This is a genomic window from Saccharothrix hoggarensis, assembly GCF_052936025.1.
Genome location: NZ_CP193624.1, coordinates 728,246 through 750,960 on the forward strand (window position 1 = coordinate 728,246; position 22,715 = coordinate 750,960).

General features: G+C 73.6%; 24 protein-coding genes, 1 tRNA gene and 1 pseudogene. 20 read left to right on the top strand and 6 right to left on the bottom strand.

All coding sequences use genetic code 11. The annotated features are described in order from the left end of the window. Positions 1–104 precede the first annotated feature (104 nt). On the top strand, positions 105–710 hold the full coding sequence (locus ACRAKH_RS03610) for a hypothetical protein (RefSeq protein WP_447009620.1): 606 nt from the start codon (positions 105–107) through the stop codon (positions 708–710). A 165-nt stretch (positions 711–875) separates the two neighbouring features. Next, positions 876–1,730 (top strand): lytic transglycosylase domain-containing protein, encoded by an 855-nt coding sequence (locus ACRAKH_RS03615; protein ID WP_380729999.1) that lies wholly within the window; start codon positions 876–878, stop codon positions 1,728–1,730. Between the two features lie 3 nt (positions 1,731–1,733). Here the strand turns inward: ACRAKH_RS03615 and ACRAKH_RS03620 are convergent, their stop codons facing one another. From ACRAKH_RS03620 to ACRAKH_RS03630, 3 genes are all read right to left on the bottom strand, one after another. Then, on the bottom strand, positions 1,734–2,117 hold the full coding sequence (locus tag ACRAKH_RS03620) for a DUF6968 family protein (RefSeq protein ID WP_380730001.1): 384 nt from the start codon (positions 2,115–2,117) through the stop codon (positions 1,734–1,736). 31 nt (positions 2,118–2,148) lie between these two features. After that, the gene (locus ACRAKH_RS03625) at positions 2,149–2,526 is read right to left on the bottom strand and encodes a tetratricopeptide repeat protein (RefSeq protein WP_380730003.1); all 378 of its coding nucleotides are present in this window, start codon (positions 2,524–2,526) and stop codon (positions 2,149–2,151) included. Positions 2,527–2,594: 68 nt separating this feature from the next. Then, the gene (locus tag ACRAKH_RS03630; protein WP_447009621.1) at positions 2,595–3,308 is read right to left on the bottom strand and encodes an alpha/beta fold hydrolase; all 714 of its coding nucleotides are present in this window, start codon (positions 3,306–3,308) and stop codon (positions 2,595–2,597) included. 109 nt (positions 3,309–3,417) lie between these two features. On the opposite strand from ACRAKH_RS03630, the gene eno reads away from it, so the two are divergent. The 5 genes from eno (at position 3,418) to ACRAKH_RS03655 (ending at position 8,407) form a co-directional block, all read left to right on the top strand. Further along, entirely contained in the window at positions 3,418–4,704 is a 1,287-nt protein-coding gene (gene eno / locus ACRAKH_RS03635; RefSeq protein WP_106617300.1) for a phosphopyruvate hydratase, read from the top strand. Beyond that, on the top strand, positions 4,704–5,354 hold the full coding sequence (locus ACRAKH_RS03640; protein WP_447009622.1) for an FtsB family cell division protein: 651 nt from the start codon (positions 4,704–4,706) through the stop codon (positions 5,352–5,354). Before eno ends, ACRAKH_RS03640 begins: the two co-directional genes overlap by 1 nt. Further along, entirely contained in the window at positions 5,351–5,842 is a 492-nt protein-coding gene (locus tag ACRAKH_RS03645; protein WP_380730150.1) for a DUF501 domain-containing protein, read from the top strand. Before ACRAKH_RS03640 ends, ACRAKH_RS03645 begins: the two co-directional genes overlap by 4 nt. Before the next feature lie 118 nt (positions 5,843–5,960). After that, a complete protein-coding gene (locus tag ACRAKH_RS03650; protein WP_447009623.1) occupies positions 5,961–7,391 on the top strand; it encodes a lytic transglycosylase domain-containing protein in 1,431 nt (476 codons plus the stop codon). Between the two features lie 65 nt (positions 7,392–7,456). Beyond that, positions 7,457–8,407, top strand: coding sequence for a Ppx/GppA phosphatase family protein (locus ACRAKH_RS03655; RefSeq protein ID WP_380730144.1), 951 nt, complete (start codon positions 7,457–7,459; stop codon positions 8,405–8,407). Between the two features lie 367 nt (positions 8,408–8,774). Here ACRAKH_RS03655 and ACRAKH_RS03660 read toward each other — a convergent pair. Both ACRAKH_RS03660 and ACRAKH_RS03665 read right to left on the bottom strand, forming a co-directional pair. Next, positions 8,775–9,292, bottom strand: a pseudogene (locus tag ACRAKH_RS03660) (helix-turn-helix domain-containing protein); the annotation flags it as partial. A 182-nt stretch (positions 9,293–9,474) separates the two neighbouring features. Further along, positions 9,475–10,962 (bottom strand): S10 family peptidase, encoded by a 1,488-nt coding sequence (locus ACRAKH_RS03665; protein WP_380729499.1) that lies wholly within the window; start codon positions 10,960–10,962, stop codon positions 9,475–9,477. Between ACRAKH_RS03665 and ACRAKH_RS03670 the strand changes: the two genes are divergently transcribed. The 13 genes from ACRAKH_RS03670 (at position 10,961) to ACRAKH_RS03730 (ending at position 20,887) form a co-directional block, all read left to right on the top strand. Next, positions 10,961–11,695, top strand: coding sequence for a uracil-DNA glycosylase (locus tag ACRAKH_RS03670; RefSeq protein WP_380729501.1), 735 nt, complete (start codon positions 10,961–10,963; stop codon positions 11,693–11,695). The two genes, ACRAKH_RS03665 and ACRAKH_RS03670, sit on opposite strands and share 2 nt — an antisense overlap. A gap of 58 nt (positions 11,696–11,753) precedes the next feature. Next, positions 11,754–12,035: a type II toxin-antitoxin system RelE/ParE family toxin gene (locus ACRAKH_RS03675; protein WP_380729503.1), complete on the top strand. Its 282-nt coding sequence runs from the start codon at positions 11,754–11,756 to the stop codon at positions 12,033–12,035. 13 nt (positions 12,036–12,048) lie between these two features. Continuing rightward, positions 12,049–12,348, top strand: coding sequence for a HigA family addiction module antitoxin (locus ACRAKH_RS03680; protein WP_380729505.1), 300 nt, complete (start codon positions 12,049–12,051; stop codon positions 12,346–12,348). Between the two features lie 92 nt (positions 12,349–12,440). Next, positions 12,441–13,103 (top strand): DUF4129 domain-containing protein, encoded by a 663-nt coding sequence (locus ACRAKH_RS03685; protein ID WP_380729507.1) that lies wholly within the window; start codon positions 12,441–12,443, stop codon positions 13,101–13,103. Next, positions 13,100–13,567, top strand: coding sequence for a hypothetical protein (locus ACRAKH_RS03690; RefSeq protein ID WP_380729509.1), 468 nt, complete (start codon positions 13,100–13,102; stop codon positions 13,565–13,567). The genes ACRAKH_RS03685 and ACRAKH_RS03690 overlap by 4 nt, the downstream gene beginning before the upstream one ends. 125 nt (positions 13,568–13,692) lie before the next feature. After that, positions 13,693–14,649 carry an AAA family ATPase gene (locus ACRAKH_RS03695; RefSeq protein WP_380729510.1) on the top strand — a complete coding sequence of 319 codons (957 nt, stop codon included), beginning with the start codon at positions 13,693–13,695 and terminating at the stop codon, positions 14,647–14,649. Positions 14,650–14,662: 13 nt separating this feature from the next. Continuing rightward, the gene (locus ACRAKH_RS03700; protein WP_447009624.1) at positions 14,663–16,054 is read left to right on the top strand and encodes a DUF58 domain-containing protein; all 1,392 of its coding nucleotides are present in this window, start codon (positions 14,663–14,665) and stop codon (positions 16,052–16,054) included. Continuing rightward, positions 16,051–16,740 (top strand): hypothetical protein, encoded by a 690-nt coding sequence (locus ACRAKH_RS03705; RefSeq protein ID WP_447009625.1) that lies wholly within the window; start codon positions 16,051–16,053, stop codon positions 16,738–16,740. The genes ACRAKH_RS03700 and ACRAKH_RS03705 overlap by 4 nt, the downstream gene beginning before the upstream one ends. A gap of 170 nt (positions 16,741–16,910) precedes the next feature. Continuing rightward, complete coding sequence (locus tag ACRAKH_RS03710) at positions 16,911–18,236, top strand: NAD(P)/FAD-dependent oxidoreductase (RefSeq protein WP_380727718.1); 1,326 nt, start codon at positions 16,911–16,913, stop codon at positions 18,234–18,236. A gap of 194 nt (positions 18,237–18,430) precedes the next feature. Further along, complete coding sequence (locus ACRAKH_RS03715; RefSeq protein WP_267935188.1) at positions 18,431–18,553, top strand: hypothetical protein; 123 nt, start codon at positions 18,431–18,433, stop codon at positions 18,551–18,553. A 3-nt stretch (positions 18,554–18,556) separates the two neighbouring features. Next, on the top strand, positions 18,557–19,675 hold the full coding sequence (locus ACRAKH_RS03720) for an ATP-grasp domain-containing protein (protein WP_380727716.1): 1,119 nt from the start codon (positions 18,557–18,559) through the stop codon (positions 19,673–19,675). After that, entirely contained in the window at positions 19,656–20,726 is a 1,071-nt protein-coding gene (locus ACRAKH_RS03725) for a SagB family peptide dehydrogenase (RefSeq protein ID WP_447009626.1), read from the top strand. Before ACRAKH_RS03720 ends, ACRAKH_RS03725 begins: the two co-directional genes overlap by 20 nt. A gap of 87 nt (positions 20,727–20,813) precedes the next feature. Continuing rightward, positions 20,814–20,887, top strand: a tRNA-Leu gene (locus tag ACRAKH_RS03730). A gap of 157 nt (positions 20,888–21,044) precedes the next feature. Here the strand turns inward: ACRAKH_RS03730 and ACRAKH_RS03735 are convergent. Beyond that, positions 21,045–22,676, bottom strand: coding sequence for a DUF885 domain-containing protein (locus ACRAKH_RS03735; protein ID WP_447009627.1), 1,632 nt, complete (start codon positions 22,674–22,676; stop codon positions 21,045–21,047). Positions 22,677–22,715: the final 39 nt, after the last annotated feature.

The following is a 22,715-nucleotide window of genomic DNA, read 5'->3' on the forward strand; positions in this document are numbered from 1 at the left end:
GGCGTGTGACGCCGGGGTGGGCCGCGACCGGCGGTCCGAGCCCGATCATGGGAGCACGCAAGATCGGGTTCGGGGGTATCGGTGTCGGCAGGGGTTCGGGTTCGGTGAGTCATCGCGAGTTCCCGCGCAGCGGGCGCGGCTGCCTGTCGGCCGTGGTCGGGCTGCCGCTGGTGGCGGCGGCGGGCGTGGCGGCGCTGGTGCTGGTGTTCGGCGCCGGCGAGCCCGCCGCGCCGCCCGCCGAGCCGGGGCAGGCGCAGGCGCAGGGCGCGGGCCGTCCGGTGACGGTGACCGCGGGGACGGGCGTGCCGCCGGTCCCGGTGCGCGGCACGCCGCCGACCCGTCCTGGCGTCCCGCCCGCGCCGTCCCGCCCGCACCACCCCGACCACCCGGGACCGCCGCCCCGGTCGGACCGCCCGCAGCCCGGCAGCCCGCCCGGCCCGACCGCCACCACCCACGTCACGCAACCGGTGGTGCCGCCGCTGTTCCGGTCGCTGCCCCAGCCGTCGACCACGCCGCACGGGCCGTCGTTCCCGCGTGCCACCGGGCGGCCCACGACCCCACCGCCCACCACCGCACCGCCGACGTCACCGCCCACGACCGCCCCGCCGGCCACCACGCCTCCACCCACGACCGCGCCCCCGGCCACCACCCAGCCGCCCACCACCGCTCCGGAGCCGCCCGCCACGTCACCGTCCGACCCCGCCCCGTAGCGGCCGGCGTCCCCGTGCGCAGGCGACGCGGCGTGGAATTCCGGCACGTCCCAGTGCCGCGTTCCACCGCCTGACCTGCGCCGGACCGGCGGCGCCCGACCGGGCGGTCCAACGGGTCCCGCCGAGCAGGGCCGAACACGCGTGGGGAGCACGTAGCCTGGGCTGGTGGTCGTCCCGCCGCCCTCCAAGACCGAGCCGCGCCCCCCGACGCGCGGCAGTGCCGGCAACCTCGTCGGACGCCTGGCGCTGGTGCTGCTGCTGCTGGCCTTCGTGGCCGGCGGCGCCTGGGCCCTGGCCACCTTCAACCGGTCCGCGCCGCGGCCCGCCGCCGACCCGCCGTTCCCCGTGCCGTTCCTGGAGGTCGAGCCGGGCGCCGCCGCTCCGGGCTCGGCCGGCGAGGTGCCGGCGTCCGGGCAGCCCCAGGCCTCGCCCGCCGTCACCGGCAGCGCCGAGCCCCTGACCGGCTGGGCCGCGTCGCTGTCCGAGAAGACCGACATCCCGGCCCGTGCGCTGCGCGCCTACGCCATCGCGGACCTGGTGATGCGCAACCAGAACCCGGCCTGCCGGATCTCGTGGGCGACGCTGGCCGGCATCGGCCGCATCGAGTCGCACCACGGCACCATCGGCGGCGCGCGGCTCGGCGAGGACGGCCGGCCGTCGCGCCCGATCATCGGCATCCCGCTGGACGGCTCGCCGGGCGTGAAGGCGATCGCCGACAGCGACGGCGGCCGGCTCGACGGCGACACGACGTGGGACCGGGCGGTCGGCCCGATGCAGTTCATCCCGACCACGTGGGCCCGGTACGCGGTGCGCGCCAACGGCGACGGCCGGGAGCCGGACCCGCAGAACATCGACGACGCCGCGCTCGCCGCCGCCCGGTACCTGTGCTCGGGCGGACGCGACCTGGGCACGGGCGCGGGCTGGTGGGCGGCCGTGCTGGACTACAACAACTCGACCGAGTACGGCCAGAACGTCTACAGCGGCGCCGACGCCTACGCCAGGGCGAGCGTCGGCGGCTGACCGTCACGCGCCGGGCGGTCCGTTCCCGGTCGGCCGGGCGCCGGCGTCGGGGACGACCGTCAGCCCGAGGTCCGGCAGGCCCAGCCAGTCGAGCGTCACCGACGCCTCCTCGGCCCGCGCCGCCAGCTTCAACCGCACGCCGTACACGCTGAGCAGCAGCGCCTGGAGCGAGTCCACCCCGAACGACGCGCCGACGGCCTCGTCGCCCAAGCCGAGGATCTGGTGCGGGCAGCACCAGTCGCCGTGGTCGCTCAACGGGTCGGGGCGGGGCGCGCCGATCCGGATCAGCACCGACGTCCGCGTGCCGTCCGGCGCGACGCACTCCACCCGCCGCGACGCCACGACCTCGCCGAGTTCGCACGCACCCGTCATCAGCACCGACCCCATCGACCGCCGTCCACCCCCGACGGTACCGGGATCAGCGGTCGCGCTCGACCGCGAGGCGGGCGCTGACCTCGCCCAACGCCTCCTGGTACTCGGGCGACGGGTTCATCGCCGCCGCCATCCGCAGCTGCGTCAACGCCTCGGTCAACCGGCTCTGCCGCTGCAACGTCCGCCCCAGCGCGAACCGCGCGTAGTGGTCGCTCGGGTCCAGTTCCAGCACCTTCCGGAACGCCGCCTCGGCGCGCTTCAGCTGGGCCGAACCCAGGTAGGCCCGACCCGCGAGCAGCTGCACGCCCGCCTGCTCCGGCGCCGCTTCGAGCACGACCCGCAGCTCGCGCAGCGCCTCCAGCGGTCGGCGTTCCGCGAGCAGCGCCTCGGCTCGGCGGAACGCCTCGAAGGTGCTGTCCGTCATGGTTCGATCAACGCTACCCGCGCATCCGGTCGCAGTTCGACAGCCGACCGGATGACGGGACGGGCGTGTCACCGGACGAGCAGCCCGTGCAGCCGGTCGAGCACGGGCCCGAGGGCCTCGGGTTGCTCCACATGGGCGTTGTGCCCCACGCCGGGCAGCACCAGCCCGTCCGCCCGGGCCGCGCGCAGGTGCTCCGGCGGGCACATCGGGTCCAGCTCGCCCGCCGCCAGCACGACCGGCGCCTTCGCCACCGCGAGCAGCCCCGCGACGTCCGGCGCGCCCACGCCGAACGCGGCCGGGTCCAGCGCCGCCCGCCAGCCGCCGTCGACCTCGACCACGCCGTCGTCCACCGGAACTCCCGCCAGGCGGGACGCCCACGCCTCCGCCTCGTCCCGCGTGCCGAAGACGCGGGCGGGCTTCCCGGCCAGCGCCGCCGCCTTCGCCAGCTCCTCCGGCGTCCACCGCAGCTTGACGCCCACCGCGCCGACCGCCCGCACGTCCACCCCGAACCACCCGCTCGCCAGCGCCAGCGCCACCACGCCGCCCAGCGAGTGCCCGAGCACGGCCACCGGACCCGACGGCGCCGCCGACGCCACCGCGGCGGCCAGCGAGCCGAACGAGTACCGGTCCAGCGGCGCGGACCGGCCGTGCCCCGGCAGGTCCACCGCCACCCACGCCCCCGGCCACGAATCCGCAGCTCCGCGCCACACCGACCCGGTCGCGCCGAGCCCGTGCAGCAGCACCAGCACCGGCCCTTCCCCACCCCGCGCCACGTGAACCACGCGTGAACCCCTTCCGACGGGCGCCCCAACCAGCGAGCCGGGGCCGTCCCACACCTTGCACCAACTAGGCTCGGCATCGATACACAGATGGTCTGACGAGGGAGCGCACGTGGCGGTCATCGAGCAGGTCGGCGCCCGCGAGATCCTGGACTCGCGAGGCAACCCGACCGTCGAGGTAGAGGTGGCGTTGGACGACGGCACGCTGGAGCGTGCGGCGGTTCCGTCCGGCGCGTCGACCGGCGAGCACGAGGCGGTCGAGCTGAGGGACGGCGACGCCAAGCGCTACCTGGGCAAGGGCGTCGAGCGCGCGGTCACGGCGGTGCTCGACGAGATCGGTCCCGAGCTGGTCGGCATCGAGGCCGTCGAGCAGCGGGTGGTGGACCAGAAGCTGGTCGACCTGGACGGCACGCCGGACAAGTCCCGCCTGGGCGCGAACGCCATCCTCGGCGTCTCGCTCGCGGTGGCGAAGGCGGCGGCGGCGTCCAGCGGCCTGGAGCTGTTCCGGTACGTCGGCGGCCCGAACGCGCACGTCCTGCCGGTGCCGATGCTGAACATCCTCAACGGTGGCGCGCACGCCGACACCGACGTGGACATCCAGGAGTTCATGATCGCGCCGATCGGCGCGGAGAGCTTCCGCGAGGCCCTGCGCTGGGGCGCCGAGACGTACCACGCGCTGAAGTCCGTGCTGAAGTCCAAGGGCCTGGGCACGGGCCTGGGCGACGAGGGCGGCTTCGCGCCGTCCCTGTCGAGCAACCGCGACGCGCTGGACCTGATCCTGGTCGCGATCGAGAAGGCCGGCTTCACCCCCGGCCGCGACATCGCGCTCGCGCTCGACGTGGCCGCCACCGAGTTCTACTCGGACGGCGCGTACACGTTCGAGAAGACCAAGCGCAGCGCCGAGCAGATGACCGGCTACTACACCGAGCTGGTCAACGCCTACCCGATGGTCTCCATCGAGGACCCGCTGTCCGAGGACGACTGGGACGGCTGGGTGCAGATGACGGCCGAGCTGGGCGAGCGCGTGCAGATCGTCGGCGACGACCTGTTCGTGACGAACCCGGAGCGGCTGGAGGAGGGCATCTCCCGCCGCGCGGCCAACGCGCTGCTGGTGAAGGTCAACCAGATCGGCACGCTGTCGGAGACGCTGGACGCGGTCGCGCTGGCCACGTCCTACGGCTACAAGTCGATGATGTCCCACCGGTCCGGCGAGACCGAGGACACCACGATCGCCGACCTCGCGGTGGCCGTCGGCGCGGGTCAGATCAAGACCGGCGCGCCCGCCCGCGGCGAGCGCACCGCGAAGTACAACCAGCTGCTGCGCATCGAGGAGGCCCTGGGCGACGCCGCGCGCTACGCCGGTGACCTGGCCTTCCCGCGGTACACGCCGGAGAGCTGATGGCACGACGGGAACGGGACCCTCGGCGTGGCCGCGACGCCACGCCGAGGTCCCGCCCTGTCCGGGCCCGCGACGGCGAGCCGAAGGGCGAACCGCGCGCGGGCCGGTCCGGCGGTCGGTCCGGCACGGCCGAGCCGCGCCGGGCGGGCCGCTCGGGGACGCCGGAGTCGCGCGCCGGCGCGTCGCGCAGGGCCGACGTGCCGCCGCGCACCCGTCCGGCGGCGCGCAAGCCGCAGTCCAAGGCCCGGACCAGGGCAGGGGCGGGCACCGGCGGCGCGTTCGGCATGACGGGCACGCGCCGGGCCGCGCTGCTCGCGATGGTGGTGTGCGCGCTGGCGTTGAGCATCGCCGTGCCGCTGCGGACCTACCTGGCCCAGCGCGAGGAGCTGCGCGACGTCACCGCCTCGCACGAGACCCTGCGGGCCGAGGTCGCCGAGCTGGAGCGGCGCAAGCAGGAACTGGCCGATCCCGCGCACGTCGAGGCCGAGGCACGACGCCGGCTGCACTACGTGCGGCCCGGCGAGACGCCCTACATCGTGCAGCTCCCCGGCGACGCGGAGCGCGAACTGGAAGAGCAGCGACCGGCGACCAAGCCGGCCGAGGACAAGGCGTGGTACGAGCAGTTGTGGGATTCGGCGGCGGCACGATGACGGTGAGCGACGAGGACCGGGCGGCGGTCGCGGCCCAGCTGGGGCGCGCGCCCCGAGGCATGCGGGCGGTCGCCGCGCGGTGCCCGAGCGGGCACCCGGCGGTCGTGCAGACCAGCCCCAGGCTGGAGGACGGCACGCCGTTCCCCACGCTGTACTACCTGACCTGCTCGCGGCTGAACTCGTACGTCAGCAGGCTCGAAGGGGCCGGGCTGATGAAGGAGATGACCGACCGGCTGGCGGTCGACGAGGACCTGGCGGAGCGCTACCGTCGAGCGCACGAGGCGTACCTGGCCGAACGGGACGCGATCGAGCCGCTCGGCACGACCGTGACGGCGGGCGGGATGCCGGGTCGCGTCAAGTGCCTGCACGTCCACGTGGCCCACTCGCTGGCCGCGGGCCGGGGCGTGAACCCGTTCGGCGACGAGGCCCTCGACCTGCTGGCGCAGTGGTGGCCCAGCGGCGACTGCGCGTCAACCGTGAAAAACTGAACGTACGGGCAGTTCTTAGGGCATTTCGCCGGTGAGCCGGCGCACGACCGTGACACCGCCGTTCGGATCAGGCAGGCTGGGTCGCGGACCGGGTGGCGACTGATGGGGAGATCGTGGCGTGCCGAGGTCGAAGCGACGTGGGCGGAAGCGGGCGACAGCCCAGCCGGGCGTGATGACGCCCAGGCAGTGGGGCTTCGCCGCGACCGCGACGGCGGCGGCGCTGGTTCCCGCGCTGCTGCACGGCGCGACGCCCGTCGACTGGGTCAACCTGGCCGACTCGTCCGGGGTGGAGGCCGTCCCGCCCGGCCCCGGTGACGTGCTCGGCACGCTCGACCTGGACCGCGGCAAGCTCGGCGCCACGGGCCGGCTGCCCGAGATGGACGAGCTGAGCGCGGACCTGCTGGCCGACGCCGACGACCCGTCCGGGTTCGAGGACGAGCTGCCGCCGCTGGACGGCGGTTACCTGCGCGAGGGCAGGCACGGCATCCCCGGCGTGGTGCTGGACGCGTACATGCGCGCGGCGGACCGGCTGGCGCAGACCACGCCCGGCTGCCGCCTCGACTGGCCGCTGCTGGCGAGCATCGGGCGGATCGAGTCCGGGCACGCGCGCGGCGGCCGGGTGTCCGAGGACGGCACGACGGTCAACCCGATCCTGGGCCCGGTGCTCAACGGCGGCCCCGGCATGGCGGCCATCCGCGACACGGACGGCGGCCGGTTCGACGGCGACACCACGTGGGACCGGGCCGTGGGCCCGATGCAGTTCATCCCGTCCACGTGGGCCGGTTACGAGGCCGACGGGAACGGCGACGGCAAGCGCGACCCGAACAACATCTACGACGCCACCATCGGCGCGGGCAACTACCTGTGCGCGTACAACGCGGACGTCAGCGACCCGCAGCAGCGCGCGCGTTCGGTGTTCCGGTACAACCACTCCGAGGAGTACGTGCGGACCGTCCTGTACTGGGCGGACGTGTACGCGAGCGGTGTCGACACGCTGCCGGAGATGGTCGGCTCGGACGACGACTTCTTCTCGAACCCGAGCCCCGGCACCCAGCCGAACAACACCGCGCCGCCCGCCGGCAACACCCCGCCCGGCAGCACGAACCCGCCGGGCTCCACGAACCCGCCGGCGACCGAGCCGTCGAGGCCGGGCACGACGTCGTCGCCGAGCCGGACCGGCATCTCGGTGACGTTGCGGCCGAGCCCGACGAGCGGCACGACGACGACCAGCCCGACCGACCCGTCGTGCCCCACGGAGCCGACGACCACGACGCCCACCAGCACCAGCACGACCACGCCGACGTCGACTGCGCCGCTTCCGCCGGGCTGCACCACGACGACCACCACGACCACGACGACGACGGTCGCTCCGACCACCACGCAGGACACCGCGCCCGGGAGCGCGCCGGGCAGCACATCCGGCACCTCCCGCAGCACGTCGGGCACCTCGGGGACGTCGGGCAGCACGTCCGGCAGCACGTCCGGTTCCAGCGGCACGGTGTCGGGGCACTCGTCGTCCTCGACGACGACCAGCATGAAGCCGGTCTAGTCCGCCCCACCGCCCGTGGCGGCTAGTCTGCTGGCAGCACCCACCGGCAGGGAAGGAACCCGGGCATGGCACGCGTGGCCGCGATCGACTGCGGGACCAACTCGATCCGCCTGCTGGTCGCCGACGTGACCACTTCGGACGGTGGCGAGCGGTCGTTGCGGGACGTGCACCGGGAGATGCGGGTCGTCCGGTTGGGACAGGGCGTCGACGCGACCGGCGAGCTGCACCCCGACGCGATCGCCCGCACCCGCGCCGCCCTCCTCGACTACACGACCGTGTTGCGGCGCAAGGGAACCGAGTGGGTGCGGATGGTGGCCACCTCCGCCACGCGGGACGCCGCCAACAAGGACGCCTTCTTCGACATGGCCCGCACCGTCCTCGGCGTGGACGCTGAGGTGATCACGGGCGACGAGGAGGCGCGCCTGTCGTTCACCGGCGCGGTGTCCGACCTGGACGGTGACGAAGGGCCGTTCCTGGTCGCCGACATCGGTGGCGGGTCCACCGAACTGGTCCTCGGCACGTGGGACGGCGTGCGCGGCGACGTGGAGGCCGCCCGGTCCGTCGACATCGGCTGCGTGCGCCTCACCGAGCGGTGCCTGCGCTCCGACCCGCCCACCGAGGCCGAGGTCGAGGACGCGGTCCGGGTGACGAGGGACGTCCTGGCGGAGGCGTTCGCCGCGGTGCCGACGGGCCGCGCGACCACGTGGATCGGCGTCGCCGGCACGGTCACGACGCTCGTCGCGCTCGCCCGCGACATGCCGCGCTACGACCCGCAGGAGATCCACCTGGCCCGGCTCACCACCGACCAGATCCGCGAGACCACCGCGAAGCTGCTCACGATGTCGCACGACGAGCGCGCCGCGCTGGGGCCCATGCACCCCGGCCGGGTGGACGTGATCTGCGGCGGAGCGCTGATCGTCCGCACGCTGGCCGAGCACCTGGAGTCGCAGGGCATCACCGAGCTCGTCGCGAGCGAGCACGACATCCTCGACGGCATCGCGTTCTCCCTCGCCTGACCCGAACCCGCGCTCCGGCCGCCCGCGCTCGACCCGCGTTCCAGGCCCCGCGTCGGAGCGGCGTTCCTGACCGCCGCACCGGACCCGCGTCCCGGCGCGCCCGCACTGCGGCGAGAACCCGGCCGGACCCGCGTCCGGGCGCGCCCGCACCGGACCGGGTTTCGGGCCGCCGCACCGGACCCGCGTCCGGGCGCACCCACACCGGGCCGGCGAGAACCCGGCCGGGCTGTCAACTGGGATTGATCGCGACGATGTTGTGACGCCACGATCCGTGTTGGACTCGTCACAGTCCCCATAGCGTTCCTCTCACGCTGTGGAAGCGGTCGACTCTGTTCGGTTACCCCCGATCAGGTGGGAGGACCCATTGGGAGGCGCGGTGGGCGGAGCTGTTGCGCCCTCCGGCCCGGCGTCCGTGCACTTTGTGGCCGCCGCCGTCGGGGATGTTGCCCAGCTTCTTGATGTCGACGTGGACCAGGTCGCCCGGCGCGGCGTGTTCGTAGCGCCGCACCGGTACGGCGGTGGCGCGGTCCAGGTGCGCCAGGCGGGCCAGGCCGAAACGGCGCAGCACCCGGTGCACCGTGGAGGGGTTCAGCCCGAGCAGGTAGGCGATGCGGGCCGGACCCCACCGCCGCGCCAGGCGGACCTTGACGATCCTGCGTTCGCGGCGGGTGGGCAGACGGCGGGGGCTGCGGTGGGGCCGGCTGGACAGCGGTCGGCCATGCCCGCCTCGCCCCACCGTCGGTAGCGGTCGGCCCAGCGGGCGGCGGTGGTCGGCGAGACCTGGAACCGCTCGGCCGCGCGTCGCAGCGGCCAGCGCTCGTCCACGACACACCGGGCCAGGCGCAGCCGGCCCGCCGGAGTCAGCGGTGCGTTAGCGTGGGTCACGAGGGCCTCCGTCGGCTCGGTGTAGACGTCGCAATCCACACCGAACCCGGAGGCCCTCCCTCATTCCAACATCATCCGACTACGTGTCGAACCGCCCACAACCTCCCAGGGCAGTACACCTAGCCGCGGTGGAGCGAACGCGTCGCGGACCGGGCGCGGTCCGGTCCGCGCGCGGCGGTGGTCTAGCGGTTCGAGGCGGACTGGACGAACGCGGCCAGGTCCGTCGACTGCTGGACCCGGCTCGGCTCGTGGACGTACATCATGTGGCCGGCGGGGTAGTACGCGGCCTCGATGTTGGCGTGCAGCTCGTCGGGGATGCGCAGGTGCGCCACGACGTGCTCGGCCGCGTAGTACGGCGTCGCGCCGTCCAGGTAGCCGTACGCGATGTGCACCTTGAGGTGCGGGTTGGCGCGCATCGCCGACGACAGCTTGTCCGCCACCGTCACGTGCGTGCCCTCGAACTCCTTGTACGACCACGGCCGCACGTTCATCGTCAGGATCTCGTACGGCAGGTCGTTCTCGTACTCCAGCTCCGCCCGCACGTAGTGGTTCAGCGCCGCCGTGTACGGGCCGAGGATCGCCGAGTACGACGGGTCCTCGCTGAAGTGCTCGCGCCCGTAGTCGGCGTCGGGACCGGTGAACCGCGAGTCCAGCCGGCCGACGACCTTGCGCTCCGAGCGCAGCAGCTCGGTGAAGAACCGCACGTGCTCGATCCGCAGGTTCACCCGGTCGACGTAGTCCTCGCTCAGGCCCGTCAACGCCGCGAGGCGCGACACCGCCGCCGCGCGCTCCTCCGCGGACAGCCGGTTGCCGCGCGCCAGCGCCCACGGGTAGTCGCGCGACGCGAAGTCCTCCGCGTCGGCCAGCACGTCCTCCAGCGCACGGTCGCCGTGCAGCCCGTGGTAGTGCGCGATCGCCGCGTACGTCGGCAGGAACAGCGTGTGCGGCAGGTCGTTGCCCTCGCTGAAGTCCAGCGTGGTGAAGTCCAGCACCGACGAGATCAGCATCAGCCCGTTGAGGTACATCCCGTACCGCGACTGGAGGTAGTCGGCCAGGCCCGCGGCCCGCGTCGTCCCGTACGACTCGCCCGCCAGGAACTTCGGCGACATCCACCGCCCGTTGCGGGACGTCCACAGCCGGATCAGCTCGCCGACCGACTCCAGGTCGCCCTGGAAACCGTGGTACTGGCCGGGCTTCTCGCCCTTGACCGCCCGCGAGTACCCGGTCGACACCGGGTCGATGAACACCAGGTCGCTGTGCGCGAGCAACGTCTCCGCGTTGTCGACCAGGTCGTACGGCGGCGGGTTCAGCTCGCCGACGTCGCCGGACACCACCCGGCGCGGCCCGAGCACCCCGAGGTGCAGCCACACGCTGGACGAGCCGGGCCCGCCGTTGAAGGCGAACGTCACCGGCCGCTTCGCCGGGTCGGCCCCGTCGAGCGTGTACGCGGTGACGAACACCTCGGCCTTGGGCAGGTGCCCGTCGAACTTGCCCTCGGTCAGCACCTCCTGGCGCAGCACCACCCGACCGGTGGTCGTGGTGTAGTTCAGCTTGCGCCGCTTGACGGTGATGCTGTGCTGGGTGGTGACGAGGTCGTCGGCCGGGAGGTCCTGCTCGTCGCCGAGCTTGTCCTTGGCCGCCTGCTCGTCGCCGGTGTCCTTGTCGGTCATGGTCGAACTCTACGATTCGGAGTCGTCGTCGGTGTTGCCGCTTGCCGCTCTTGACCACCAGGTTGCCCGGTGCCGTGCCTGTCCGCGGTTGGTGGCGTGGCGTGAGGAGGTGGCGCGGGTCAAGCGGGCCTCGTTCCGCGACCAGGAGTACTGGGGACGCCCGGTGCCGGGTTTCGGCCCGGCCGACGCGCGCCTGGTGATCGTCGGCCTGGCGCCCGCCGCGCACGGCGCGAACCGCACCGGCCGCATGTTCACCGGCGACCGGTCGGGCGACTTCCTGTACGCGGCGATGCACGCGGTCGGCCTGGCGACGCAGCCGACGGCGACCCACGTCGGCGACGGCCTGGAGCTGGTCGGAGCCCGCATCACGGCCCCGGTGAAGTGCGCGCCGCCGGCCAACAAGCCGACCCCGGAGGAACGCGACAACTGCCGCCCGTGGCTGATCCGGGAACTGGAACTGCTCCGCCCGACGGTGCGCGCGGTGCTCGTGCTGGGCGCGTTCGGCTGGCAGGCCGTGCTGCCGGTGCTGGCCGCGTGCTGGCAGGTCCCCCGGCCGAGGCCGGTGTTCGGGCACGGGGCGCACGTCACGCTGGCGGCCCAGGACGGCGGCGCGCCGCTGCACCTGTTCGGCTCGTACCACGTGAGCCAGCAGAACACGTTCACCGGCAAGCTCACCCAACCCATGCTCCAGGACGTCCTGCGCGCCGCCAAGGCCGCCTCCGGCCTCGGCTGACCCCGTCCGACTGGCATAACGCTCGCCGTTAATAACGGCATGCGTTATGCGTTGACAGGTGTTGCGGTCGTTCGCCGACAGGGAGACGGAGCGGGTATGGCAGCGGAGTCGTTCACGGGCACTTGATCCCAACGTTCAACGGGTCGCCTTGCGCGAGCTGGCCATCCTCGACGCGGCGGAGACCTTGGAAGACCTGCGGGTGCCACCCGGCAACCGCTTGGAGAAGCTCCACGGGGACCGTGCGGGGCAGCACAGCATCCGGATCGACCAGCAATGGCGCATCTGCTTCCACTGGACGGACGCGGGGCCTGAGAAAGTCGAGATCGTGGACTACCCCTGAAGGGAGAGCGAGGATGACCGACGAAGTCATGCCCCCCGTTCACCCCGGCGAGATCCTCGCCGAGGAGTACCTGGAGCCGCTCGGCGTGACCCAGCACCGCCTCGCCGTCGCCATCGGGGTTCCGCCACGCCGCATCAACGAGATCGTGCACGGCAAGCGGGGTGTCTCGGCGGACACCGCGCTGCGCCTGGCCAGGTTCTTCGGGACGTCCGAGAGGTTTTGGCTCAACCTGCAGTCCCGTTACGAGTTGGAACGCGAGAAGGACCACTTGGCGCACGAGTTGGCCCGGATCCAGCCGTTGGCCAGCGCCTAGGACCCCCGTCCGACTTCGGGCGGTGGGGGGATCGCGCGGGCGGTTTGGGGAAATACCGGCCGCGGCGGGCCGGTGACGGGCATCCTGGGGAGGTGAAGCCCCGGCTGGCGCTCGTCCTCGCGGTCGGGTCGGCGCTCGGCCTCATCGCGCTCGCGGCGCGCGGGACGTCACCCGTGCGGTACGTGGAACGGCCCGCGGACGACGACGACCGGCCGACCACCCTGGTGCCCGACTCCGCCTCGCCGCTGGACACGGAGATCGGCGGCTCGCCGGTGACGGGGTCGCTGCTCGTCGTGCTGGTCGTCCTCGGCGTGGTGGTGGTCGTCGCGGTGCTCTCGCTGCTGGTCTCGCTCGGCGCGTTCCGGTGGCGTCGGCGGCGCGGCGTGGGGGCGGCGGTCGACGCGGCCGACGCGGCCGACGAGCGCGCGAACCCGCCCGCGGCCCTGGTGCGGCGGGCCGCGGAAGCCCTGGAAGAGCTGCGCGACCACGCGAACCGGCCGCCCGGTGACGCGGTGATCGCCGCCTGGCTCGCCCTGGAACGGGCGGCCGAGGACAGCGGCGTGCCGCGGCAGGGCCACCAGACCCCCACCGAGTTCACCGGCGACCTGCTGCGCCGCTACCGGGTGGACGAGGGCGCGGCCGGCACGCTGAAGCGCGTCTACCAGCGGGCCCGGTTCGGCACGGCCGAGGTGACCGAGGCGGACGCCCGCACCGCCACCGAGGCGTTGGAGCACATCGTGAGGGACCTCCGGTGACGCCGATCGTGGGCAGCGTGACGCGGGCCGCCGGGCTCGCGGTGGTGGTTGCCGCCGTGACGGCGTTCGTGCTGAACCGGGTCGGCGCGCCGTGGCCGTGGGCGGCGCTGGTCGCGCTGCCCGTCGGCGCGCTGGGCCTGCTCGCCGCACGCCTGCCGCGCGCCACGGACGTCGTGTGGTCGCCGCAGCCGGTGCACGTCTCCACCGCCACGTCCGCCAAGGCCAGCACGCTCGCGAGCCGCTTCGCCGAGGCCTCCGTCAGCCAGGACCGGTTCACCACGCGCGTGCAGCCCCGGCTGCGCAGGCTGGCGGAGGCCCGGCTGCGCCAGGTCCACGGCGTGCCCGACCTCCACCACCCCCGAGCCCGTGAGGTGCTGGGCGACGAGCTGCACCGCCTGCTCACCGACCCGGAAGCCCCGCTGCCCGAGCCGTCGAAGCTCGCCGACCTCTTGGAGAACCTGTGACCTCTGCCGATGTCGGACCCGGAGCGGACACCGGAGCCGGAACCGACGCCAGAGCCGACGCCGGAGCCGGAACCGACGCCAGAGCCGAAGCCGAAGCCGACGCCGTCTCCGACGCCGGAGCCGGGGTGGGCGTCGAGACCATCGCGGCCGGCGCCAAGGCGGTGCTCGCCGCCGTCGGCACGGTCGTCGTCGGGCGGGAGCGGTCGCTGCGGCTGGCGCTGGCGGCGATCCTCGCGGGCGGTCACGTGCTGCTGGAGGACGTGCCCGGCCTGGGCAAGACGCTGATGGCGCGGTCGCTGGCGCAGGCGTTGCGGCTGGACTTCAAGCGCCTCCAGTGCACGCCCGACCTGCTGCCCGCCGACGTCACCGGCTCGTTCCTGTACAACCCCGGCGACCGCGAGTTCACGTTCCGCGAGGGCCCGCTGTTCACCGGCCTGCTGCTCGCCGACGAGATCAACCGCACCCCGCCGAAGACGCAGTCCGCGCTGCTGGAGGCCATGCAGGAGCGGCAGGTCACCGTCGAGGGCCGCACGTTCGCGCTGCCGCGACCGTTCCACGTGCTGGCGACCGCGAACCCGGTGGAGTACGAGGGCACCTACCCGCTGCCGGAGGCGCAGCTGGACCGGTTCCTGCTGCGGCTGGACATCGGCTACCCGCCGCCCGCCGAGGAGGTCGAGGTGCTGCGCCGCAGGCTCGTCCGGCAGCGCGAGGAGACCGAGGTCGAGCCGGTGCTGGACGCGGCCAGGCTCCGGCAGCTCCAGCACGGCGTGGAGCAGGTGTCCGTGGACGACGACGTGCTGCGGTACTGCGTGGACCTGGCGTCGGCCACCCGGTCGCACGCGGCGGTCGAGGTCGGCGCGTCACCGCGCGGCGCGCTGGCGCTGGTGCTGGTGGGACGGGCACTGGCGGTGCTGGACGGGCGGGACTTCGTGCTGCCCGAGGACGTCAAGGAGTGCGCGGTCGCCGCGCTGGCGCACCGGCTCACCCTCCGCCCCGAGACGTGGACGTCCGGCGTCACCGGCGTGGAGGTCGTGACCGAGCTGCTGGGCCGCGTGCCCGGCCCGGCGAGCACCCGCTCGTGAACCGGCGCCCGTCGTGAGCAGGGTGGAGCGGTTGCGCGAGGCGTTCACCGGCGGGCGCGGCGCGCGCTGGCACCCCACCGACGCTCTGGTGCGCGGCCTGGTGCTGGGCGTCGGGATGGTCGTCGTCGGCGGGCTGCTGCACCGGGTGGAGCTGGTCCTGTTCGGCGCGCCGCTGCTGATCTCCACGCTCCTCGCGCTGGTCACGCCGGTCGCCGGCGCGCCGCGGGTCCGCGTGCGGGGACTGCCCCGGACGGGCGAGATCGGCGCGGCCAAGTCGGTCGTGGAGGTCGACCCGGCGGTGGGCGGCGAGGTGATGGCGATCCGGCTGCCGGGCGTCGGCCAGGGCGTCGGCCCGGTGCACCTGCTGCCCGCGTCGGCGCGGGAGATCGAGGTCGTGCTGCGCCGTGACGCGTGGGGCGAGGGCGTCGACCTGCGGCCGGACCACCTGGTGGCCGGGCCGGACGCGCTGCTCGTCCACGGTCCGGTGACCGCGCCCGAGCGGGGACGGGTGATCCTGCCGCCGGTGGAGGCGCTGCCCGCCGGTCTGCTGCCCGCGCGGGCCGTGGGCCTGGTGGGGGCGCACCGGGCGCGGCGGCCGGGCGACTCGGTGGAGCTGCGCGACATCCGCGCGTTCCAGCCGGGCGACCGGCTGCGGCGGATCGACTGGCGGGTGTCGCTGCGGGCCAGCGCGATGGCGGGCTCCGCCGAGGGCACCAACCTGCACGTCCGCGAGCACCACGCGGAGGCGGACGCGGACGTCGTGCTGGCGCTGGACACCCGGCAGGACGTCGGCGCGGCGCTCGGGGAGTGGGCGACGCCGTCACGGGCGACGACGGTCGGCCGGTCGCTCGGCGAGTGGTCGCTGGCCGCGCGCGGGACGACGGTCCGGCAGGGCGGCAGCCTCGACCTCGCGGTGCGGGCGGCGGCGTCGTTGGCGGCGGGCTACCTGCGGCAGGGCGACCGGGTGAGCCTGGCCGACCTGGGCCGACCGCAACTGGGCGCGCGTGCCGGCGTGGGACGGCGGCAGCTGTTGCGGCTGCGCAACCAGCTGGTGGTGTGCGCGCGGTCGGCGGGGTGGGGGCAGCGGCCCGTGCTGCGGCCCGAGCAGGTGCCGCACGGCGCGCTGGTCGTGGTGCTGTCGCCGTTCCTCGACGCGGAGGTGGTGGAGCTGGCCGTGCACGCCGCGCGGCGGGGCAACCTCGTGCTGGCGGTGGACGTGCTGCCGGACCCGTTGGTGGCCGACCCGGAGACGCCGTGGGGGGAGAGCGCGTTGAAGGTGATCCGGTTGGAGCACGACGTGCGGCTGGAGGCGATGCGGCAGCACGGTGTGGCCGTGCTGACGTGGGGCGCGCCGATCGCGGGCGTGCTGCGGGGCGCCCGCGCGGCCCGGCGGGTGTCCCGGTGACCCCCGCGGACCACCCGGACCGCCCGGACCACTCGGACCACGTGGGCGGGCCAAGCGGGGCCGGACCGCGCGCCGGCGAGGGGCGGGACACCGGTGGCGCGCCGGGCGATGGGCGGGGCACCACCGGCGGGCCGGACGGCGGCGGGCCGGGCGACGTGGGCGGGCCGGACGGCGGGCCGGTGCGGACCGAGCTGAGCGCCGGGCTGCCCGGGTGGGTGCTGCGCGCGGCGGTCGGGGTGGTGGCGGCGGGTGTGGCCGGGGTGCTGGCCGCCAACGGGGTCGAGTGGCCCGCCCTCGCCCTGTACGGGGCGCTGGCGGTGGCCGCGATGGCGGTGCCCGCGTCCGCCGCGGTCGCGTTGATCATCGGGTACCCGGCGGCCGCGATGGTGCTCACGGGTGACGAGCCGTCGTGGCCCGGCGTGCTCGCCCTGGTCGTCCTGCTGCACCTCTTGCACGTCCTGTCCGCGTACGCGGCGGTTCTCCCGCTCGCCTCCCGCGTTCACCTGAACGCACTAGCGGCGCCCGCGAAGAGGTTCGCCGCCGTGCAACTCTCCGTGCTCGGCCTCGCCGCCGTCGTCATCCTGTTGCCGGGCGGCCGAACGGCTGAGGCCGTCGAGGTGGTGGGCATAGCCTGTGCCGTCGGGCTCGTCCTCGGCGTGGTCCTCCTGATGCGCCGGAGAGGCTGAGGAACGGCCCCCCGCCGCTCAGCGCGAGCTGAGCGTCTGGATCGTTCCTCTCAGGGGCTTCACCGGCTCGCGCTGGTCAGGCAGGTGAGTGTCCGTCATCACCCGCGACCGTGGTCACAACGGGCCTCGTCGATGCGCGGGAAAGGCCCGGCCGGTGCGACCATGTGTGTATGGCTGCTGTGAAGTCGCAACCCACACGGATCGTGATTGTCGGCGGTGGGTACGTCGGCATGTACACCGCGCTGGGATTGCAGAAGAAGCTGCGTTCCGGCGAGGCGTCCGTCACGGTGATCGACCCCCAGCCGCACATGACCTACCAGCCGTTCCTCCCCGAGGCGGCGGCCGGTTCCATCGAACCCCGCCACGTCGTCGTGCCGCTGCGCAAGGTCCTGAAGCGCTGCCACGTCGTCACCGGCAGGGCCACGCGCATCGAGCACTCGCGCAAGGCCGTCACGGTGGAGCTCGCCGACGGCCACGTCGAGGAGTTCGAGTACGACGTGCTGGTCTCCGCGCTGGGCGCGATCTCGCGCACCCTGCCGATCCCCGGCCTGCCCGAGGTCGGCATCGGCATGAAGACCATCGGCGAGGCCATCTACCTGCGCAACCACGTGCTGTCGCGGCTCGACCAGGCGGCCAGCACCAACGACCCGGAGCTGCGCAAGCGGCTGCTGAGCTTCGTCGTCATCGGCGGCGGCTTCGCGGGCATCGAGACGCTGGCGGAGCTGGAGGACATGGCCCGCTACGCGCTGCGCTACTACGAGGGCCTGAAGCAGGAGGACATGCACTGGGTCCTCGTCGAGGCGACCGGCCGGATCATGCCGGAGGTGAGCGCGCGGCTCGGCGTCTACACCGTCGAGCAGCTGGAGAAGCGCGGCATCAAGTGCTACCTCGACACGCGGGTCAAGTCGATGGAGGGCGGCCACGTCGTCCTCGACGACGGCACCGAGTTCGACTCGGACACCATCATCTGGACCGCGGGCATGAAGGCCAACCCGATGCTCCGCAACACCGACCTGCCGCTGGACGAGCGCGGCCGCGTCCGGTGCACGGCGGCGATGCAGGTCGTCGGCCTGCCGGGCGTGTGGGCGGCGGGCGACTGCTCGGCCGTGCCGGACCTCTCGCGCACCGAGGAGGACCCGACGGCGACGTGCGTGCCGAACGCGCAGCACGCCATCCGCCAGTCGAAGCTCCTGACCAAGAACATCATCGCGACCCTGCGCGGCAAGCAGCCCAAGGACTACTTCCACAAGTACCTGGGCTCGGTCGCGGGCCTCGGCCTCTACAAGGGCGTGGCCGACGTGTTCGGCCTGCGGTTCAAGGGCGTCGTCGCCTGGTTCATGCACCGCAGCTACCACGTGATGTTCATGCCCACGGTGAACCGCAAGTTCCGGGTCTTCGTGGACTGGACGCAGGCGCTGTTCTCGGGCCGCGAGGTCGTCGCGCTGGGCCAGATCCACGAGCCGAAGGCCGAGTTCGACCGCGCCACCAAGAGCTGATCGCGAACGGCTCCCCGCCCGCTGCGCCGTTCGGTGTGGCGGGCAGGGGGCCGTCCGGCGGAGCCTTCTCACTTGAGCCCCCGGTCGGCCTAACGCATCGTCGGTTGCCTTGACATTGCGTTACGTGAACCCGAGAATACAGCTGGTGTATCGCCTGAATGTGTGATGCATCAGTGGGGAGAGAGGTGACCGCGATGTCTCTCGAGGAGCTGGCCGCACAGCTTCGCCGCGGTGAGATCGAGGATCGTGCGCTGGCGGAGTACTCCGCCGAGTACGCGACTGCCGAAAAGCGTTTTTGCAGCAAGAAAGACGACTGAGCCATGACCGTCTCCGGGTGGGGGAACGAGGTCGTTCCCCCGCCCGAGGCAGCCAGACCGGCGAAACCCATCCCGCTGTTGCTGCAAGGTCAGGACTACCTGTTCCGGTCGCAGCCGAAGTGCCTGGACTTCCAGGAGCAGGTGCACCGCCTCGGCATGGTGGACGAGGGTGACGGCAGCCCCGTGCCCTGCGTGCTGGTGCTCGCCCGCGCCGCGGACATGGAGATGAACGAGCTCTCCATCGCGCTCGCCGAACGCGGCATCCGGATGGCCCGCATCGACGCCGACCGGTCCGCCGACCTGCCGCTCACCGTCTACACCGACCAGCCGCTGCTGGAGCTGGACCGCTGGCTGCTGCGCCCCCTCCTGGTGTGGCGCCGGCACTTCGAGCTGTCCGCGCTGCCCGTCGAACCCGGCACGCTCGCCGGCGCCTACGCCGTGGACCAGTGGGGCGCCGTCGCCGACTGGCTGTCCAGCCGGGGCGACTGGTCGCACGTCAACCCGAGCCGCAACACCTCCCACCTCAACCGGCTCACGCAGCTCGCCGACGCCGCCGCGTTCGGCCTGCGCGTGCCGCGCACCACGGTGACCACCCGCCCCGGCCGCACCCGGCCCGGCGGCGCGCGGTGCATCGTCAAGACGTCCGGCAGGCACCTGCTGGAACCCCGCCCCGGCATGCAGCACGGCCTGTTCCCGCGCCCGCTGGAGACCAGCCGGTCCGGCGACGTGCCCGAGCCCGCGCCGGTGATCGTGCAGGAGTACGTGCCGTCGGACACCGAGCTGCGCGTGTTCGTCGTGGGGGAGCGGTGCCTCGCCTTCCAGGTCGACAAGCTCGACCCGGCCCAGCTGTGGGTGGACCCGGAGGCGGTCCGCGTCACGCCGGTCGACGTGCCGTCCGGGCTGACCGACCGGCTGCTCGCGCTGGCCCGGCACTGGCGGTTGCAGGTCGCCGCGTTCGACCTGCTGGTCTCCGGTGGCGACCACGTGTTCCTGGAAGTCAACGTCAACTGCGACTGGCGGTGGTTCGAGCACCGCGCCGGTGACGCGCGGGTGTCCGAGGCCGTGCACGAGTGGGTGGCGGCGCGGTTCAAGGAGCTGCTGGGTGCGGGCAAAGGTCGCTGAGCACGCGACGCTGTTCTACCAGGACGGCGCCGTGGTGTGGGACGACTACCTCCACCACCGCCAGTTCGCCATCAGCGAGACCGCCGAGCTGTTGTGCCGCAAGTTCGCCGGGTTCACCGACGTGGACGAGCTGCTGGCGCCGCTCGCGGAGGCCGACCGGGCCGCGCTGCGCAAGGTGGTGGACGAGCTGCTCGAAGCGGGCGTGCTGATCGTCGAGGGCTCGCCGGAGCACGACGAGGAACGCCGGCTGCTGGACGGGTGGCACGCCTGGGGCGCGTCCGCGCGGCACTTCCACTTCGCCAGCCGCACCCTCGCCGACGCGCCGTACCAGGCGTCCGACGAGCACGACGCGGCGCTGGACGCCAAGCTGCCCGTCGAGCCGCCGCCCACGCCGTTCCGCAGCCTCGGCGGCGTCGCCGTGCCGCTGCCGCCGGTGCCCGACGAGCCGGACTGGGCCGGCGCGGGCCTGTACGACGTGCTGCTGGCCCGCCGCACGACCCGGGAGTTCGGCCCGTCGCCCGTGCCGCTCGCGCGCCTGGGCGAGCTGCTGGGCGTGCTGGCGGGGCCGTCGCCCGCGCGGTCCCGGATCGGGCGGTCCGGCACGGTGTTCAAGACGAGCCCGTCCGGCGGCGGACGGCACCCGGTGGAGCTGTACGCGCACGCGAGCCGCGTGGACGGGCTGGAACCGGGTTGGTACCACTACGACGGGCTCGCGCACGCGCTGGAGCCCATCGGGGTGACGTGGGGGCCGGACGAGATGGCCGCGGCGGCCGGCGACCAGGACTGGGTCGGACGGGCGCCGGTGGTGCTCGCGTACACCGGGCTCCTCGAACGGACCAGGTGGCGTTACGACACGTCACGTGCCTACCGAGTTGTGCAAATGGATGTAGGCCATCTGTCCCAAACGGCTTATCTGGTTGCTACGGCCCTGGGTTTTGGTATCGGCTTCACCGCAGCATTGCGGGATGAGGCCGTGGAACACGCACTCGGCTGTGACGCTTATCACGAAGTTGTACTCGGGATGAGCGCGCTGGGCCCATTACCCGAATGAGCGCAATAGCGGATCGCATTGAGCCGTGCGGGGGACTTCTTGTGAACCTGCCCCACGAACGCTCGGTAACGGCTTAGGCTCCCCGCTGCCCCCGTAGCCCAACCGGTAGAGGCAGGCTCCTTAAAAGAGTCACAGTACGGGTTCGAATCCCGTCGGGGGCACGTTCTGCGCCGCTCACACTTCACCCATCTGCCGGGTGAACACGAACGCGCGCGCCGTGTCGGTCACGCACCAGAATCACCGGAACGGACCCGCGAGTCGTCTCGGGAGTGAACGTCACCACCGGAATGGACGACTCGCGGGCACGCCGACCCGACGTCACCCCTGGGAGCGCACCCAGTCGGTGACGACCTCGTCCAGCACGGCCAGCGGCAGCGGCCCGCCGGCCAGCACCAGGTCGTGGAACGCGCGGATGTCGAAGCGGTCGCCCAGCGCCTCGCGGGCCGCCGCCCGGACGCGCAGGATCTCCAGCCGGCCGACCATGTAGGCCAGCGCCTGGCCGGGCGCGGCGATGTACCGGTCGACCTCGTTCTCGATCTCCACCAGCGCCAGCGGCGTGTTCGCGCTCAGGTAGTCGACGGCCTGCTGCCTGCTCCAGCCGTGCGCGTGCAGGCCGGTGTCGACCACGAGCCGCCCGGCGCGCAGCGAGTCCAGGACCAGCATCCCGAGCCGCGCCACGTCGTCGGAGTACAGGCCCATCTCGTCGGCCAGCCGCTCGGTGTAGAGGCCCCAGCCCTCCAGGTAGGCGGTCACCTGGGCGACGCGGCGCAGCACCGGCAGCCCGGTCGCCTGCTGGGCGAGCGTGATCTGGAAGTGGTGCCCCGGCACGGCCTCGTGGAACGCGATGGCCTCGGCCTGGTAGCGGAACCGCTCCTCCACGCGGTGCGTGTTCGCGTAGTAGGTGCCGGGCCGCAGGCCGTCCAGCGACGGCGGCGCGTAGTACGCGATGGGCGCGCCCGGCGCGTCGGCGGCGGGCACGGGCTCGACCCGGCAGCGCTGCTCGGGCAGCCGGCCGAACCAGCGCGGCGCGGCCTCCTCCGCCCTGGTCACGGCGTCGCGCGCGGCGGTGATCAGCTCGTCCTCGGTCCGCCAGCGCAGCGACTCGTCGGTCCGCATCCGCTCGAACACCTCGGCCACGTCCGACGTGCCGAACACCCGCTCGCCCAGCTCGGCGTACTTGCGGGCCAGCGACTCCATCACGTCGAGGCCGGTCTGGTGCAGCTCCGCGGGCGTGCGGTCGGTGGTCGTGTTGACGCGGACCAGCGCCGCGTAGAGCGCCTCGCCGTCGGGCAGCCAGCGCAGCCCCGCGCGGTCCTCGGGACGGCCCTCGATGCCCGCGACGACGTCCCGGTAGGCCGCGAACGCGGGCCGCACCACGTCGGCCAGCAGGCGGTCCCGCTCGGCCGTGAACGCCTCGCCGCCCGTCGGCCGGGCCAGCGGGTCCTCGTCGGCGGCCAGGTACCGGTCCACGTGCGCCACGGCGGCGTCCACCAGGTGCCGCACCGGCGTGCGACCGGCGGCGGCGCCCGCGACCTGCCGCTCGCCCACGCGCCGCAGGAAGTCCGGGACGGCGGCCAGCCGGTCCAGGTAGGCCCGCTCCGACTCCGGCCCGGACAGCACCGTCATCGGCAGGATGGACAGCAGCTCGCCGGCGGGCGCGAAGAACGAGTCGGTGATCGTGTACTCGACGCCGCGCGCGTCGATCTGGTCCACGATCGCCCCGGCCTGCTGGATGACCACGGCCCGCGTCACGGGGTCGTCGTCGTCCGGCCGGGAGCGCGCCCGGTCGGCGATGTCGACGGCCCGCGCCCGCGCGGCCTCGTGCGACTCGGCCCGGTGGTCGGCCAGCAGGTGGTCGTACCCCGGCACGCCGTAGACCGTCGCGCCCAGCGGTGTCAGGGTGCACATCAGGTCGAGCAGTTCGTCGGCCAACTGAGCCGTCGTGGTCATCGGAACCCCCCTGGGTCGTCGTGGACCAAGATGCTACTT

Bases quoted from the DNA above. Each gene is read 5' to 3' on its own strand.
- ACRAKH_RS03680 (WP_380729505.1), top strand. From the start codon at position 12,049: ATGACCGACGAAGTCATGCCCCCCGTTCACCCCGGCGAGATCCTCGCC.
- ACRAKH_RS03625 (WP_380730003.1), bottom strand. From the start codon at position 2,526: ATGACGGACAGCACCTTCGAGGCGTTCCGCCGAGCCGAGGCGCTGCTC.
- ACRAKH_RS03735 (WP_447009627.1), bottom strand. From the start codon at position 22,676: ATGACCACGACGGCTCAGTTGGCCGACGAACTGCTCGACCTGATGTGC.
- ACRAKH_RS03665 (WP_380729499.1), bottom strand. From the start codon at position 10,962: ATGACCGACAAGGACACCGGCGACGAGCAGGCGGCCAAGGACAAGCTC.
- ACRAKH_RS03710 (WP_380727718.1), top strand. From the start codon at position 16,911: ATGGCTGCTGTGAAGTCGCAACCCACACGGATCGTGATTGTCGGCGGT.
- ACRAKH_RS03715 (WP_267935188.1), top strand. From the start codon at position 18,431: ATGTCTCTCGAGGAGCTGGCCGCACAGCTTCGCCGCGGTGAGATCGAG.
- ACRAKH_RS03620 (WP_380730001.1), bottom strand. From the start codon at position 2,117: ATGGGGTCGGTGCTGATGACGGGTGCGTGCGAACTCGGCGAGGTCGTG.
- ACRAKH_RS03670 (WP_380729501.1), top strand. From the start codon at position 10,961: ATGGTCGAACTCTACGATTCGGAGTCGTCGTCGGTGTTGCCGCTTGCC.
- ACRAKH_RS03720 (WP_380727716.1), top strand. From the start codon at position 18,557: ATGACCGTCTCCGGGTGGGGGAACGAGGTCGTTCCCCCGCCCGAGGCA.
- ACRAKH_RS03655 (WP_380730144.1), top strand. From the start codon at position 7,457: ATGGCACGCGTGGCCGCGATCGACTGCGGGACCAACTCGATCCGCCTG.
- ACRAKH_RS03640 (WP_447009622.1), top strand. From the start codon at position 4,704: ATGGCACGACGGGAACGGGACCCTCGGCGTGGCCGCGACGCCACGCCG.
- ACRAKH_RS03645 (WP_380730150.1), top strand. From the start codon at position 5,351: ATGACGGTGAGCGACGAGGACCGGGCGGCGGTCGCGGCCCAGCTGGGG.